The organism is Nocardiopsis sp. NPDC007018, from assembly GCF_040635075.1.
GTDB lineage: Bacteria > Actinomycetota > Actinomycetes > Streptosporangiales > Streptosporangiaceae > Nocardiopsis.
The window spans coordinates 1-13,240 of record NZ_JBEYHA010000020.1 but is presented as its reverse complement, the minus strand read 5'-3'; the positions used below and the strand labels follow the sequence as shown (position 1 = coordinate 13,240).

The window sequence follows — 13,240 nt, the reverse complement described above, 5'->3', positions numbered from 1 at the left end:
GAGTTGACGTGCGGCCGGGCCCCCGTTGGGCGGCCGGTGACGAGCATGGGGGTGGGCCTGCCCGGCCCGACCGGTGTGCTCCGACGGAGGGACGGCCATGGCAGAGCCCGGGTACGAGGACGGAACCGACTTCGAGGACGCCGACCGGGGGTTCGTCGGCGCGCTGGTCCCGGGGGTGGTGCGTGACGACCGGGGCCGTGTCGTGTGGGACGGTGACGCGTTCGGGTTCCTGGAGGGCGAGCGCCCCGACTCCGTCCACCCGAGCCTGTGGCGCCAGGCCCGGCTGTGCGCCAAGCAGGGACTGTACGAGGTCACCGCCGGGGTCTACCAGGTGCGCGGCCTTGACCTGTCGAACATGACGCTGATCGAGGGCGGGCGCGGCGTGGTGGTCGTCGACCCCCTCGTCTCGGCGGAGACCGCCGCGGCCGCCCTGGCCCTGTACCGGGAGCACCGGGGCGAGCGCCCCGTGACGGGGCTGGTCTACACGCACTCGCACATCGACCACTTCGGCGGCGCCCTCGGGGTGCTCGACCCCGAACGGGACGGCGTGCCCATCCTCGCGCCGGAGGGCTTCCTGGAGCACTCCGTGGTGGAGAACGTGTACGCGGGCCCCGCCATGCTGCGGCGCGGTATGTACTACTCGGGCGCGAACCTGGGGGTGGGGCCGGACGGGGCGGTCGGCGTGGGTCTGGGGTCGGCGGTGTCCACGGGGACGCCCGGCCTGGTGCCGCCGACCGTGGACGTGACCCGCACCGGGCAGGAGGAGACGGTGGACGGGGTCCGGTTCGTCTTCCAGATGACACCGGGCACCGAGCCGCCCTCGGAGATGAACTTCCTGCTGCCCGACCACCGCGCGCTGTGCATGGCCGAGAACGCCACCCACACCATGCACAACGTGCTCACCCTGCGTGGCGCGGTGGTGCGCGACGCGCGGATCTGGTCGCGCTACCTCAACGAGGCGGTCCAGCTGTACGCGGACCGCGCGGACGTGCTGTTCGCCTCGCACCACTGGCCGACCTGGGGGCGTGACCGGATCGTGGGGTTCCTCTCGGAGCAGCGCGACCTGTACGCGTACCTGCACGACCAGACGCTGCGTCTGCTCAACAAGGGCCTCACCGGCCCGGAGATCGCGGAGGAGCTGCGGCTGTCCGAGGGCCTGGCGGCCGCCTGGAACACGCGGGGCTACTACGGTTCGCTGTCCCACAACGTGAAGGCCGTCTACCAGCGCTACCTGGGCTGGTACGACGGCAACCCGCCACCCTGTGGGAGCACCCGCCGGAGGAGAGCGCGCGCCGGTACGTGGACACCATCGGCGGGACCGACGCCGTGGTGGCCAGGGCGCGCGCGTACGCGGACGAGGGGGACACCCGGTTCGCCGCGCAGCTGTTGCGGCACGCGGTGTTCGCGGACCCGTCGCACGAAGGGGCCCGGGATCTGCTCGCGTCGGTGTTCCGGCGGCTGGGCGAGGGCGCGGAGAACGCGACCTGGCGCAACTGCTACCTGACCGGGGCCCGGGAGCTGCGTGAGGGCGTGGCGCACACCGGACTGGCGGTGTCGAGCATGGCGGCCATGCTCACCGTGACCCAGCTGTTCGACACGGTCTCCATCCGGGTGGACGGCCCGAGGGCGGCCGCCCTGTCGGTGGTCATCGACTGGACCCTGACCGACCTGGGGGAGTCCTACCGGACCGAGATGTCCAACGGGGTGTTCGTGCACTGGCCGGTGAGGGGGGAGGTCGCGGGAGACGCCGATCTCACCCTGCGGTTGACCAAGCCCCGGTTTCTGGGCCTGCTGGCGCACGGGGACACGGACGGCCTCGACCACGACGGCGACCTGGAGGCCGTCCGGCGGGTCATGGGGGTGCTGGACGAGCCCGACCCGGACTTCGCGATCGTCACGCCCTGACGGGCCTGGCCCGGTGGGGGCGGGGCACTGATCGTCGATCGCGCGTACCGGGCCGCCCCGTGGGTCCCTCGCGACCGCCGAGCGGGGCCGCCGACGCGTGTCCGCGCGTACCCGGTGCGAGGGACCCACGGGCCGGTCACGCCCGGTTCGGGTCGGTCGCCTTCCCGTCGAGCCAGAGTTCGGTGGTGGCGTCCCGGTGGCTGCCGGTGGTGCCCACGTGCTTGGCGTCGATCGTGGGCCCCTTCTTGATCACGTGCACCAGGGCCATCGCGTGTCCCCGGCCCAGGCCGTAGTCGTCGGCCAGCCAGGTGACGATGGTGCCCGCCTTCACGGAGGGGGCGTCGTACCCCTTCTCCTTGGCGAGGTCCACCAGGGCACGGGGGACCAGACCGGTCTTCTCCTCGATGGTGTCCAGATAGGCCTGGAAGGACATGGGCTCTCCTCGGGTGGGTGGCCGGGAACCCATGTTCACACCCGACTACGACATTCCACCTGACGCGTCACCGCCCCGGTGGCACCTGATGCGGAGCCGGTGGCGGAGTGACGCGCGGCTGGGGTGTCCATGGGGCCAGGGCCACCGTAGCCAAACGGAACCTGTACCTAGGCGTCCAGCAGCTGGGTGACCGTGTGCTCGCCGATGGCGCCGAGGACCGGGTGCTCCGGGGCGCTGGCGCACAGCAGGGTCGAGTAGAGCAGCGCCCAGGCGCGGGCGCGGTCCCAGGTGGGGACGTCGACCCCGCTCCGGCGGTCCAGTTCGGCGCGTAGGCGGGCGCGGTCGCGGGGGCCGAAGGCCAGCCAGGCGACGGCGAGGTCGCAGGCCGGGTCGCCGGAGGTGAGGTCGCCGAAGTCGAGGACGGCGACCAGGTCGAGGCGGCCCTCGGCGCGGGTGTGTTCGGCCGTGCCCACCAACAGGTTCGCGGGGTGCGGGTCGCCGTGCAGCCACACCGCAGGGCCGGTCCGTTCGGGGGTGGGGAGCAGCTCCTCCCACAGGGCGAGCAGTGCGTCGGCGCGGGGGTGGGTACCGGTGGCCAGGCGCTCGCGCACACGGGCGTCGCGCACACGCAGGGGAACCCCGCGCACCTCGTTGCGGGGGGCGTCGTCCGGGGCGGGCACGTGCAGCCGTGAGAAGAACGACGCGAGGGGTTCGACCAGGTCGGAGCGTTCGTCCACCGGTACCTCGGCGGCGGTGCGGCCCTCGAACCACGGGGTCACCGACCAGTGCCAGGGGTATCCGCGGTCGGGGCGGCCCACCCGTACCGGGACCGGGACGGGCACGCCGACGCGTTCGGCGATCTCCGGGAGCCAGCGCTGCTCGTTCACGACGAGCCGGGCGGCCGCCTCCCGGCGGGGCATGCGCACGCACAGGTCCGCGCCCAGGGTGAACAGGGAGTTGTCCCAGCCGTGGGAGACCGGGGTGACGGCCAGGTCCGCCAGGTCCGGGTGCTGTCGGCGCAGGAGCTGGCGGACGAGGTCGGGGGTGAGGTTCACTTCGGCCGGAGGGGTGCGCATCGACCCAGTATCGGCCACCGGTCAGTAGTAGACGGCGAGCGGTCCGTTGGGGCCGTCGACGACGGTCACCGGGGTGTCGAAGACCCGGGTCAGGACCTCGTCGGTCATGATCCGCTCCGGCGGGCCGAACTCCACCACCGAGCCGTCCTTCACGGCGCAGATGTGGTCCGCGTAGTGGCCCGCGAAGTTGATGTCGTGCAGCACGATCACGATGGTGCGGTCGAGTTCGGCCGCCGCCCGGCGCAGGTGCTTCATCATCTGCACCGAGTGGCGCATGTCGAGGTTGTTCAGCGGTTCGTCGAGCAGCACGTACTCGGTCTCCTGGCACAGCACCATGGCGACGTAGGCGCGCTGGCGCTGGCCGCCGGAGAGCTGGTCGAGGTAGCGGTTCTCCAGGGCGGTGAGGTCGAGGAAGTCGATCGCGCGGCTCACCACCTCCTCGTCGGCCACCGTGAGCCGCCCCCTGGAGTGGGGGAAGCGGCCGAACGCCACGAGCTGGCGCACCGTCAGCCGGGTGACGAAGTGGTTCTCCTGGCGCAGGACCGAGACGATCTTGGCCAGTTCCTTGGAGGGGGTCCGGGTGACGTCGTGCCCGGCGATCTCGACCGTGCCCGCGTCGAGCCCCAGGAGCCGCCCCACCATGGTGAGCAGGGTCGACTTGCCGGCGCCGTTGGGGCCCACGAGCGCGGTCACGCCGCCCCGGGGGATCTCCAGGTCCACGGGGCCGATCGTGACCTCGCTCCCGTACTCCTTACGGACGCCCTTGAGGGTGATCACAGCCGGCCCTTTCTGAGGATGACGAAGAGGAACACCAGGCCGCCGACGAACTCGATGATGATCGAGACCACCCCGTTGGCGTAGAAGAGGTTCCGCATGACGAAGTAGGCGCCGCTGAGGACCACGAAGCAGGTCAGCACGGCGACGGGGAAGACGTGGCGGTGGTCGTGGGTGTCGGCGAACTGGTAGGCCAGGGTCGCCACGAGGAAGCCGAGGAAGGTCATCGGTCCCACGAGAGCGGTGGAGACCGCCATGAGCACGGACACCAGGAACAGCACCCGCATGGTCTCGCGGCGGTGGTTCAGCCCGAGCCCGGTGCTGGCGTCGCGGCCCAGCGCGACGATGTTCAGCCGCCGCGAGCCCACTACCAGCAGGGCCGCGGCGCCCAGGCACAGCGGGACCGCCACCGGCAGGTACGAGGCGTCGGCGTTGGACACGTTGCCGAACAGGCGGGCGGCCAGCACGTCGAACTCGCTCGGGGTGAGCAGGCGCTGCATGAACGTGGAGACCGACGCCAGGCCGCCGCCGATGATGATGCCGATCAGCAGCATCACCTGGAGGTTGCCGTACCGGCCGGACAGCAGCCAGCCGTACAGCAGCATCGCGAAGCCGACCATCAGCGCGATCTGGAGGACGAACTGGGAGAGCCCCGTGACGGCGAGGACGCCCGCGACGCCCAGGACGTACACGGCGGTGGTCTGGATCGCGACGTAGAGCGCCTCGAACCCCATGATCGACGGGGTGATGATGCGGTTGTTGGTCACGGTCTGGAAGCTCACCGTGGCGACGGCCTGGCAGATCGCCACCACGGCCATGACCAGCACGTTGGTGGCACGCAGCTCGGCGATGCGCCAGAACCCGTCCGAGCCCACGGGCATGGGGTTGTCCCAGGCCAGCAGGCCGAAGGCGAAGCCGACCGCGAGGAGCGAGAGCACCGTGACGATGATCAGGTAGCGGCGGCGGGCACGCGGGGTGGGCAGGGTGCGCGAGGTGCGTTCGGGGCCCTCCCGGGGCGGTTCACCCGCGCGGGCGGGCGGCCCGGGGAGGGGAGGGGTCACGCGGGGCGCGGACGCCGGGGTCGGGGGTTCGGGGGAGGGGCTCACTTGGGGAGCGGACGACTCAGCCACGGCGGCGCTGCCTCAACAGGAGAAGGACGAAGACGACGGCGCCGACGACCCCGAGGATGAGGGACACGGGCACCTCGAAGGGCATGATGATGGTCCGGCCGACCAGGTCGCACACCGTGACGATGCCGATGCCCAGCAGGCACACCCACGGCAGGTTCCCGCGCAGGTCGTCGCCGCGGAACATCGACACGACGTTGGGCACGATGAGCCCGAGGAACGGCAGGTTGCCCACCACCACGGTCACCACGCCGGTGGCCACCGCGATGAGGGTGGTGCCCAGCAGGACGACCCGGTTGTGGTTCAGGCCGACGTTGGTGGAGATCTCCTCGCCCAGCCCGGCGACGGTGAACCGGTCGGCGACGACGAACACGGCGACGGCCACCACGGCCACGATCCACAGGGGTTCGTACTGGCCGCGCAGCACCGAGGTGAAGCTGCCCGCGAACCAGACGCCGAGGTTCTGGAGCATGTCGGTCTGGAGCGCGACGAAGGTCGACACCGAGCTGACGACGGCGCCGAGCATGATGCCCACGATCGGGACGATCAGCGAGGAGCGCAGGGTGACGCGGCGCAGGAAGAGGAAGAACACCATCGTGCCGATGAAGGCGGCGACGATCGCTCCGCCCATGCGGGTGCCGATGCTCGCCCCGGGCATCAGGATCATGACGGTGAGCAGGCCCAGGCCCGCCCACTCGGTGATGCCGGTGGTGGTCGGCTCGACGAAGCGGTTCTGCGTCAGCAGCTGCATGACGAGCCCGGACATGGCCATGGCGGCACCCGCCAGGACCAGTGCGAGGGTGCGCGGCACACGGGTGATCGCGAACATCTCGCGGCCGTCCTCGGCGCCGCGGACGTCGTACACGCCGGTGGCGAGGGACAGTGCGAGCAGGGCCGCCACGACGGCGACGCCGATGAGCAGCTTCCAGTCGAACAGCCGTCCCTTGCGCGTGCGCGACGGGGACGGGGTCGCGGGCGTCACGTCCGGTCACCTCCGGCGCGACGGCGGTCTGCGCGCGGGCACGCGCCGACGGGCCCGGAGGCGTCGGCGCGTGCCGCGGGGGAGAGCGGGATCAAGCCCGGGCCTCCAGCGCGTCCGCGAACGCGTTGAGGAACTCGGTGTAGGTCTGGATGCCCTCGTTGGTGTAGGTGTCGGCGGGCATGAAGACGATCTGCTCGTCCTTGACGGCGGACACGCCGGAGAGCGCCTCGGAGCTCGACAGGATGTTCTCGGCGGTCTCGTATCCGGCCTCGTCGGCGGCGACGGCGGCGTCGCGGTCCATCACGAGAATCCAGTCGGGGTCGGAGTCGGCGATGGCCTCGACGGAGATGTCGTCGCCCTGGTGGTCGTCGCTGGCGCCGTCCACCTCCAGCGCCGGGGTGAGTTCGAGGAGGTCGAAGACGGGGCCGAGGGTGCGGCCGACGCCGGGGGCGAGGTAGCCGATCTCGCCGCCGGAGGTGGTGACGGCCATGACGGTGTCGCCGTCGTAGGCCTCCTTGACCCGCTCGACGGCGGAGTCGAGGTCGTCGACGAGCTGTGCGGCCTCGTCCTGCTTGTCGAAGACCTCGCCGAGCACGGTGGTCTGGCGCTTGAGTTCGGTGTCGAAGGGCTCGCCCTCGCGCGGGTCGAGGTCGAGGATGGTGGCGTCGGGCACCAGGGAGGCGATGGACTCGGCGTGCTGGGTGAACCGCTGGCCGTTGACGACGAGGTCGGGTTCGGCGGCGACGATCGCTTCGAGGTCGGGCTCGTTGTGCGTGCCGATGTCGATGATCGAGTCGTCCTGGGTGTAGCCGATGGTGTCGGGCATGAGCGACACGGCGGCGGCGGAGAGTTCGACGTCCCAGTCGGAGAGGGTCTCGAAGGTGCGGTTGTCGAGGGCGACCACCGAGGCGGGAGGAGAGTTCACCGTCTGGGTACCGTTGTTGTCCTCGACGTCGATCGTGGCGCCCCCGGCGGCGGCCGCGGAGTCGTCGGACTCCTTCGGGTCGGCGGAGCAACCCGCGATGACCAGGGAGGACGCGAGGACGAGCGAGAGCGCCGTGACGGGGCGGACGGGGGGCTTCATGGTGGTTCTCCTCCAGTTTCCAGGGATGAAGGAGAGCCTAACCTAACCTCTGTCCGGAATGCACTGGGGAGTCCCCTTTGAGAGGTTGGCCTCAGTGTGGGGAGCCCGTGACCTGCGGTTCTGTGCCGGTCCGTGTGTGCCCGTCCGGTGTTCGCGGTGCTTCCGGGGGGCGCACGTTCAGTTCCCGTCGCGCTCCCGGGCCCGCGCCGACTCGGTGTGCGAACGCGGCTCGCGCTCGGGGAGCGGGACGGCGCCCAGAATCTCCTTGGGCTCGTTGTACTCCGCGTCCGGCATGGCCCGCAGGGCGCTCACGATCTCCTCGTCGGCGCGCGCCTCCAGCGCCGCGTCGACCGCCGCGTCCCGGGTCACGGGGAACCGGAGTCCGTCCAGGATGTTGCGGAGCCCGGTGAGCCCGCGTTCGACGCCCATGGTTCGTCCCTTCGAGAACGCCGCGCACCCTCGGGGCGCGGCCGCCCTGACCTGCTCGGACACAGGTGGGACTACCCGGCGGGCGGGGGCCTCAACCCCGGTCCGGGCGCCACGGACTTGATGTCAACAAAGGTTGAGGTCCTAGGGTCGGCGGCACTGCCGCCCCACCTCGGAGGAGACCGTGAACACCACAACCCCCGGACGCGCCACCTGGCGTGAGTGGCTGGCGCTCGCCGTCATGACGCTCCCGCTGCTCATGGTCGCCACCGACATGTCCGTCCTGTTCATGGCACTGCCCGCGATCGCCGCCGATCTCGCGCCGGGCAGCACCCAGATGCTGTGGGTCCTGCACGCCGGGGAGTTCATGGGGGTCAGTCTCGTCCTCACTATGGGCTGGCTGGGCAGCCGGGTCGGGCGCCGACGCCTGCTCATGGCGGGCGTGACCGTCTACGGACTGGCCTCCCTGGTCGCGGCGTTCGCCCCCACCCCGGAGGTCCTCATCGCGATGCGCGCCCTCATGGGCGCGGCGGCCGCCACGATGTCGCCCAGCGTCTTCGGGCTGCTCCGCGTCATCTTCGCCGACTCCCGCCAGTTCTCGGTGGCGGTCGCGGTGGTCATGAGCTCCTTCTCCGGCGGGATGGCGCTGGGGCCGCCCCTGGGCGGGGTCCTCCTCGAACACTTCTCCTGGGGCGCCGTCTTCCTGATCAACGTCCCGGTCGCCGCGCTGCTGCTGGTGGCGGCCGCGCTCCTGCTGCCCGGACACCGCGAGGAGACCGAGGGGAGCGTGGACCTGCCCAGCGTCCTGCTGTCCATGGCGGCGATCATCAGCGTGGTCTTCGGCCTCCAGGAGATCGCCGACCGCGCCTCCGCCGGTTCCACCGTGTGGCCCTACCTCCTCCCGGTCGCGGCCGGGCTGGTGCTGGGCACGCTGTTCGTGCGCAGGCAGCTGCGCCTGCCCGACCCCCTCCTGGACATGCGGCTCTTCGCGACCCCCGCCTTCACGGTCTCGCTGGCCGCGCTGATGCTCATGCTCCTGGCCTACGGCGGCGCCGACATGCTGCTGGTGCAGTACCTCCAGACCGACCTCGGGCTCTCGCCCGCCGAGACGGGCGCCCTGATGGTCGTGCCCGCGCTCGTCTCCATCGCCAGTGGACTGGCCGCGCCCCTGCTCACCCGCTGGATGCGGCCCTCCGTCGCCATGGGCGGGGGTCTGCTCCTGGCCGCTGTCGCGGGCGGGGCGCTCGCGTTCATGGCGGGCCGTACCGGCGCTCTCGCGCTGATCGCGGCGGCCACCGTCATGGCGTTGGCCCTCGGCCCGCTCTTCACCCTCGGCATGAACCTCATCATGGTGAGCGCCCCGGTGAGCCGGGCCGGGTCCGCGGCGGCGATGTCCGACGTCGCGGGCGGACTGGGCGGCGCGGTCAGCATGGCGCTGCTGGGCAGTATGGCCGCGGTGGTCTACCGGCGCGGGCTCGACGGAGCCGGGCTGGAGGAGGTCCCCGCGTCCGCGCTGGAACGCGCCGGGGAGAGCGTGGGCGGGGCCGTGGGCGTCGCCGACGGGCTCCCGGCGGACCAGGCGGGGCCGCTCCTGGACGCTGCCTTCGACGCCTTCACCACGGCCGTGCGGACCGGGTACGCCTTCGGCGCGGTGCTGCTCGTCGCCACCGGGCTGGCCGTCCTGTGGCTGCTGCGCCGCACCCGGCTCGACGCTTCGCAGGAGGGCGCCGAGGGAGCGTCCGACACGGGTGCGGAGGGGGCCTCCAGTGAGGACGAGGGGGGCCGGGTTCCGGCCGCTCCCGGCCGGAGCTAGGTGTACTGACCCTGAAGGTCGGTGGGTCTAGCGCTTGCGGGCGGCGCGGATCATGCGCAGCTGTCCCACCTCGGCCGCGTTCTTCATCAGCTCGCTGTTGACCCACGCGGCGGTGTGCGCGTTCGTCTTGCCCTCCGCGCCCTGCCACGGGAAGGAGGCGCGCTGGTCCAGGTCCATCTCGGACAGCGCCTCCACCCAGTCCAGGCCCATGCCGCGCAGCCAGTCCGCGGCCCCCTCCTCGCCCGGCCACCGGATCTCCGCGCGGTCCTGCGGGGTGCGCCCCAGCGTGTGGTCGAGGGTGACCGTCCACCACCAGCCGATGTGCCAGGTCAGCCAGGCGATGGTAGGGACCGGGACGGGGTCCGGCTCGCTGTCGGCCCAGTCGGGGGTCCACACGCCTCCGGCGCCCCGGCGCAGGGTCCAGCAGAGTTCGGCGGGCTCCCAGAGGAAGTCCTCGGGTTCCAGGCGCTCCAGGTGGTACTCGAAGAGCGCCCAGGTCAGGTCGTACTGGTCGCGCAGAAGGTCGCGGCGGTAGTCAGGCATACGCCCAACCTGTCACACCGCGCACCTGCGGCACAGCTCCTTTTTCCGGCGGCCGGGTGCCGGGCTCCGTCCGCAGAGAACCGGTCGGGACGGTGACGCGTCCACACCTGTGACCGGTCGTACCGGTGGCCGGTGCGCCGGACGCGCCCCGGCGGAGCGTGGGGGAGGTTCGGGCGATGCCCAGGGAAGAGACGACCGGAGAGGGAACGGACCGCGCGGGCCGGGCCGGTGGGGAGACGGCCCCGGAGGGCGGAACCGGGCGGATGCCCTCGGGCGGGGCCCGGGCGCGGCGCGTCGCGCGGTTCCGCAGGACCGGCACCGTGCTCGGGGCCGGTGCCCTGGCGTCGGTCCTGGCTGTCGTGGTGTACCTGACGGCGGACGGCTCCGAGGAGCCCGACGCGACCCCGGGCGGGCCGGTCGCCCGCGCCGAGGTGCTCGACCGGCGGACCCTGGGCCCCGTCGTCACCGACCTGCCCTCCGGCTGCGGTGTGTCCGAGGAGACGGCGGCCCTCCTGGTACCGGACGTTCGGCCGCGGACCGGGGACCGCTCCGACTCCGGCGGTGTCGCACGCACGTGTCGGTGGTCCACGGACGTCCTCGACACGGGAGGCGGGGAACGGAGCCGTGAGCTGGACGTCACGGTGCGGGCCACGGAGGACCTGGGCGAGGGCGCGCGGTCCGACGCCCGGGCGGTCCGCGACCTCGGCACCGAACTGGCCGCGTCGGTCGAGGGGACCCGGGGGCTGTTCGCGACCGTGGAGGCGCTGCCGTTCGCGGGGCTCGGTGATGAGGCGGTGCTGGTCAACGCGGTGGACACCGAGGGGCCGGTCCTGGGGGACGAGGGGGGCGTCGAGTACCGCGCGGGCCGCACCACCGTCCTGTTCCGCACCGTCAACGCCGTGGTGGAGGTTTCCTCCTCGGGTGCCGACCCGGAGTGGGAGTCGCACGTTGACCTGCTGCACGCGCCCGAGGCGGAACCCCTCGACACCGGCACGACCTGGGGAGGCGCGCTCACGGCGGCGGAGGAGATCGCGCGCGGCCTGGGCCAGCCGTCCCAGCGCCCCTTCGCGGCGGTCCCGGAGGGTGCGGACCCGCACGGCGAACTGCCCGACCCCTGCGTGGACCTGCCGGAGGAGCTGCTCAGGCAGACCGGGGTCCCCGCGGGCTCGGAGGCGGGGGAGGGGGCCCTCTTCACCGGGGAGGGCGCGTCCGGCGCGGCGACGGGAGCCTGCGCGTGGCGGGGCGGACGGAACCTGACCGTGGAGGTCGGGCTGGCGGACGAGGGCCCCGACGGGGCGGCGGCCGCCGCCGCGCGGGAGTTCGCCTTCCACTACCTCAACGCCCGCGTCGCCCCCGAGGCGGAAACGGGGGAGGAGCCCGACCAGCACGTCTTCACCGCGTTGTCGGGCCCCGCAGAGGAGGCCTTCGCCCGTCACGTGCGCGGGGAGAACGGGTGGTCGGCCGAGGTGGTTCTGCTCGACGGCGACCTGGTGGCGCGGGTACGGCTGTACGACAGGCCCGCCTCGGGACCGATGCCCTCGGCGAACGACGCGCTCGACGACGCGTTCCGGCTCGCGGAGGAGGTCGCCGCCCAGGTCACCTAGGAGCACCTGGCCATCCGAGGGCCCGCCGCACCCCGGAAGGGGAGGTCACGCCCCCGTGGGCCGGTTCCAGGGTGGCGGTCTGGAGGGCGCGCAGGGGCGAGAGCCCCGCCCGCACCATCAGGCTCCAGCTCCTCGTGCAGGGAGAACCCCGGGAGCACGCCGGGGGCCTGGGGGCCGCTCGTCGGCGCGGAGGGTGTGGGGTTCGGCGCGGTTTCTGGGGCGGAGGGGACTCCTTGACCCAACGTGTAAGTCTCTGCTTACATGTTTTCCGTGGATGTCATGGAAGCGATCGGTGAACCGAACCGCAGGCGCGTGGTCGAGGTCCTGTCGGCGGGCGAACGCTCGGCCGGTGAGATCGCGGCCAGTTTCGACATCAGTCGCCCGGCCGTCTCGCAGCACCTGGGGGTGCTCGTCGAGGCCGGAGTGCTGAGCGTGCGTACTCAGGGGCGGCGGCGGATGTACTCGGTCAACGCCGCCGCGCTGGACGAGGTGGGCGACTGGCTCGAAGCCCAGCGCGCCCGGTGGGACACCGCGCTCGACGCCCTGGAACAGGCCATGGACGAAGGAGAGTCCCGATGACCCAGACACAGAATCCCCTGCGCGGCACGCTCGGTGTCGGCCCGGCGGGAGACTTCCGTATCCGCTTCGAGCGGGTCCTCGCGCACGCCCCGGGCCGTGTCTGGGCGTGGATCGCCGAGCCGGAGCGCCTGGAACGGTGGTTGCCGGGTTGTGCGATCGACACCCGGGTCGGCGGTGCGGTCCGCTTCGACTTCGGTGACGAAGGAGCCGCGACCGGGGTGGTCAGCGAGGCGGAGCCGCCCGGTGAGCGCGGCCTGCTCGTGCATGGGTGGTCGTGGGAGGGGGTGCCGGACTCGGTGGTGCGCTGGACTCTGGAGCCCGTCCCGGAGGGGACGCTGCTCACGCTCGTGCACGGCGAGCTGGAGCCGGAGCCCGCCGCCGACTTCGCCACTGACTTCGCCACCGGCTGGCACGTGATGCTCGACGCCCTGGCGCTGGACCTCGAAGGAGGGTCGGCCGACGCGGCCTGGGCGCGGATCGGCGAGGTCGCCGCGCTCTACGCGGGGTCATCGGAGGCGTCGGGGGCTTCCGAGGCGCCCGTTCCGGAGTCCTGAGGGTCGGCGCACCAGCTCGATGGTCTCGTTCGCGTCGAGAAGTGGGTGACCGAGTGCGTGGGTGACCGAGTCCCCTGAGCGTCAGGTGGCTGTGGTTGCTGTGTGTGGGTGTGTGGCGGGATCTACGGTCTGTGGTTGATGTGAGCTGTGGGTACGGGGGTTGTGGGCTGTGAGCTGTGGGAACGAGGGCTGTGGTTGGTGTTTGTAGCCGGCTCTACGGTCTGTGGTTGCTGTGAGTTGTGGGTTCTACGGTTGTGGTTGGTGTAGCGCGAGGGTTCTACGGCCAACCCGTTTATCCCTTTGGGCCGGTAGGTCCTGTGCCGCTTACTGCGTACCCCTT

At 72.1% G+C, this 13,240-nt stretch carries 12 protein-coding genes and 1 pseudogene; 5 read left to right on the top strand and 8 right to left on the bottom strand.

Annotated features, from left to right (window positions below; translation table 11 throughout):
• The first annotated feature begins 97 nt into the window (after positions 1–97).
• Positions 98–1,905, top strand: a pseudogene (locus tag ABZ635_RS13580) (alkyl sulfatase dimerization domain-containing protein).
• 136 nt (positions 1,906–2,041) lie between these two features.
• Here ABZ635_RS13580 and ABZ635_RS13575 read toward each other — a convergent pair.
• The 7 genes from ABZ635_RS13575 to ABZ635_RS13545 form a co-directional block, all read right to left on the bottom strand.
• Positions 2,042–2,338 (bottom strand): DUF4287 domain-containing protein, encoded by a 297-nt coding sequence (locus ABZ635_RS13575; protein WP_357763770.1) that lies wholly within the window; start codon positions 2,336–2,338, stop codon positions 2,042–2,044.
• 167 nt (positions 2,339–2,505) lie between these two features.
• Positions 2,506–3,414, bottom strand: coding sequence for an aminoglycoside phosphotransferase family protein (locus ABZ635_RS13570; RefSeq protein WP_357763767.1), 909 nt, complete (start codon positions 3,412–3,414; stop codon positions 2,506–2,508).
• Positions 3,415–3,435: 21 nt separating this feature from the next.
• Positions 3,436–4,191: an ATP-binding cassette domain-containing protein gene (locus tag ABZ635_RS13565; protein WP_357763764.1), complete on the bottom strand. Its 756-nt coding sequence runs from the start codon at positions 4,189–4,191 to the stop codon at positions 3,436–3,438.
• Positions 4,188–5,171 (bottom strand): iron chelate uptake ABC transporter family permease subunit, encoded by a 984-nt coding sequence (locus tag ABZ635_RS13560; protein WP_357763990.1) that lies wholly within the window; start codon positions 5,169–5,171, stop codon positions 4,188–4,190. Before ABZ635_RS13560 ends, ABZ635_RS13565 begins: the two co-directional genes overlap by 4 nt.
• 139 nt (positions 5,172–5,310) lie before the next feature.
• Complete coding sequence (locus ABZ635_RS13555; RefSeq protein ID WP_357763762.1) at positions 5,311–6,297, bottom strand: iron chelate uptake ABC transporter family permease subunit; 987 nt, start codon at positions 6,295–6,297, stop codon at positions 5,311–5,313.
• 91 nt (positions 6,298–6,388) lie between these two features.
• Complete coding sequence (locus ABZ635_RS13550) at positions 6,389–7,381, bottom strand: ABC transporter substrate-binding protein (protein WP_357763759.1); 993 nt, start codon at positions 7,379–7,381, stop codon at positions 6,389–6,391.
• A gap of 177 nt (positions 7,382–7,558) precedes the next feature.
• Positions 7,559–7,810 carry a DUF2795 domain-containing protein gene (locus ABZ635_RS13545; protein ID WP_357763756.1) on the bottom strand — a complete coding sequence of 84 codons (252 nt, stop codon included), beginning with the start codon at positions 7,808–7,810 and terminating at the stop codon, positions 7,559–7,561.
• 181 nt (positions 7,811–7,991) lie between these two features.
• On the opposite strand from ABZ635_RS13545, the gene ABZ635_RS13540 reads away from it, so the two are divergent.
• Positions 7,992–9,620, top strand: a complete 1,629-nt coding sequence (locus ABZ635_RS13540; RefSeq protein ID WP_357763753.1) for an MFS transporter — start codon at positions 7,992–7,994, stop codon at positions 9,618–9,620.
• A gap of 27 nt (positions 9,621–9,647) precedes the next feature.
• Here ABZ635_RS13540 and ABZ635_RS13535 read toward each other — a convergent pair whose 3' ends face one another.
• A complete protein-coding gene (locus ABZ635_RS13535; protein WP_357763751.1) occupies positions 9,648–10,163 on the bottom strand; it encodes a DinB family protein in 516 nt (171 codons plus the stop codon).
• A 176-nt stretch (positions 10,164–10,339) separates the two neighbouring features.
• On the opposite strand from ABZ635_RS13535, the gene ABZ635_RS13530 reads away from it, so the two are divergent.
• The 3 genes from ABZ635_RS13530 to ABZ635_RS13520 all read left to right on the top strand — a co-directional run bounded on the left by ABZ635_RS13530 (position 10,340) and on the right by ABZ635_RS13520 (position 12,900).
• Positions 10,340–11,767: a hypothetical protein gene (locus tag ABZ635_RS13530; protein ID WP_357763749.1), complete on the top strand. Its 1,428-nt coding sequence runs from the start codon at positions 10,340–10,342 to the stop codon at positions 11,765–11,767.
• Positions 11,768–12,046: 279 nt separating this feature from the next.
• On the top strand, positions 12,047–12,346 hold the full coding sequence (locus ABZ635_RS13525) for a metalloregulator ArsR/SmtB family transcription factor (RefSeq protein ID WP_357763746.1): 300 nt from the start codon (positions 12,047–12,049) through the stop codon (positions 12,344–12,346).
• Positions 12,343–12,900, top strand: a complete 558-nt coding sequence (locus ABZ635_RS13520; protein WP_357763743.1) for an SRPBCC domain-containing protein — start codon at positions 12,343–12,345, stop codon at positions 12,898–12,900. Before ABZ635_RS13525 ends, ABZ635_RS13520 begins: the two co-directional genes overlap by 4 nt.
• Positions 12,901–13,240 lie beyond the last annotated feature (340 nt).

Excerpts from the sequence above, each read along its gene's own strand:
- ABZ635_RS13575 (WP_357763770.1), bottom strand. The coding sequence starts at position 2,338 with ATGTCCTTCCAGGCCTATCTGGACACCATCGAGGAGAAGACCGGTCTG.
- ABZ635_RS13570 (WP_357763767.1), bottom strand. The coding sequence starts at position 3,414 with ATGCGCACCCCTCCGGCCGAAGTGAACCTCACCCCCGACCTCGTCCGC.
- ABZ635_RS13550 (WP_357763759.1), bottom strand. The coding sequence starts at position 7,381 with ATGAAGCCCCCCGTCCGCCCCGTCACGGCGCTCTCGCTCGTCCTCGCG.
- ABZ635_RS13545 (WP_357763756.1), bottom strand. The coding sequence starts at position 7,810 with ATGGGCGTCGAACGCGGGCTCACCGGGCTCCGCAACATCCTGGACGGA.
- ABZ635_RS13535 (WP_357763751.1), bottom strand. The coding sequence starts at position 10,163 with ATGCCTGACTACCGCCGCGACCTTCTGCGCGACCAGTACGACCTGACC.
- ABZ635_RS13530 (WP_357763749.1), top strand. The coding sequence starts at position 10,340 with ATGCCCAGGGAAGAGACGACCGGAGAGGGAACGGACCGCGCGGGCCGG.
- ABZ635_RS13525 (WP_357763746.1), top strand. The coding sequence starts at position 12,047 with ATGGAAGCGATCGGTGAACCGAACCGCAGGCGCGTGGTCGAGGTCCTG.
- ABZ635_RS13520 (WP_357763743.1), top strand. The coding sequence starts at position 12,343 with ATGACCCAGACACAGAATCCCCTGCGCGGCACGCTCGGTGTCGGCCCG.